The organism is Bradyrhizobium sp. WYCCWR 13022 (genome assembly GCF_030435535.1).
Taxonomy (GTDB): Bacteria; Pseudomonadota; Alphaproteobacteria; order Rhizobiales; family Xanthobacteraceae; genus Bradyrhizobium.
Window position 1 is genome coordinate 1 of the sequence record NZ_JAUIZJ010000057.1, and the last position, 1,259, is coordinate 1,259.

Here is a 1,259-nt window from a genome sequence, read left to right on the forward strand (position 1 = left end):
CGAAGCGAAGAGGACGGCAAATTGATGGATACGGTGATCGGAGTGGATCTAGCCAAGAATGTGTTTCAGCTCCACGGGGCGTCAATGGCGGGACACTTGAAATTTCGAAAGAAACTGTCGCGGCTTCAGTTTCGGAAGTTCATGGCGGGCCACCCATCGGCAGTGGTGGTGATGGAAGCCTGTGGCAGCGCCCACTATTGGGCACGGGAGATGGTCAAGCTCGGCCATGAAGTGAAACTGATCGCTCCGCAATATGTGAAGCCTTTTGTGAAACGCCAAAAGAACGACGCGGCTGATGCCGAAGCAATCGTGATCGCGGCACAGCGCCCCGAGATGCGCTTCGTCGAGCCGAAATCGGAAGAACAGCAGGCCAGGGCAGTGCTCTTTCGGGCTCGGAAGCGCCTTGTTCATCAGCGCACCGATCTGGTGAATGCGCTGCGTTCTGTTCTCTACGAATTCGGCCATATCATCCCGCAAGGAATCGAACAACTTAAACGCATTGACGCAATCCTCGAAGATCCGAACAGCGATCTACCAGAACTGGTCCGCGAGGAATGTCGGAGTCTCATTGATCAGATCGCCTACAAGACGGAGCGGATCGATGCCAAGGCAGAGCAGCTCAAGAAGTTGGCGACGCGGACGGTCACGGCGCAGCGGCTGCAGACAATGCCGGGGGTCGGCCCGCTGACCGCACTCGCGATCGAGGCTTTCGCGCCCGACATGGCGGCCTTTCGACGTGGCCGAGACTTCGCGGCTTGGCTCGGCTTGGTCCCACGGCAACATTCCTCAGGGGGAAAGGAAAGGCTCGGACGCGTTTCGAAGGAAGGACAGGCGGACATTCGCCAGTTGCTCATCGTTGGGGCGATGTCGCGGCTGAACTGGCTCGGGCGCAAGTCGATCCCTAGCGGATCCTGGCTGGCGCAGATGCTGGCGAGGAAGCCGCGCATGCTTGTGGCGATCGCCTTGGCGAACAAGATGGCTCGGACGATTTGGGCCATGCTCACCCGGAAGGAGGATTATCGGAACCCAGCGCAGGCAGTGACGGCATGACTGCATGCAGCACGAAATAGCCTGACGTTGGCGAAGGGGGTGTGAGAAGGCGACGACCCGAATGGGCGCAACGATCGAACAGATCTGGATCAGGAAACCAGCTAGAGCCAAAGAGCCGACGTGCTCGGAGATGAGAATTGGACCTGGTCCGCGGATCACCATACCGGCCAGCGGCTTCTGAAAATGCCGTAAAGGAAGGCCTGACAGAA

The 1,259-nt window shown here is 58.8% G+C and carries 1 protein-coding gene; it reads left to right on the forward strand.

From position 1 onward, the window contains the following. The first annotated feature begins 24 nt into the window (after positions 1-24). A complete protein-coding gene (locus QY049_RS38920; RefSeq protein WP_164934317.1) occupies positions 25-1,050 on the forward strand; it encodes an IS110 family transposase in 1,026 nt (341 codons plus the stop codon). Positions 1,051-1,259 lie beyond the last annotated feature (209 nt).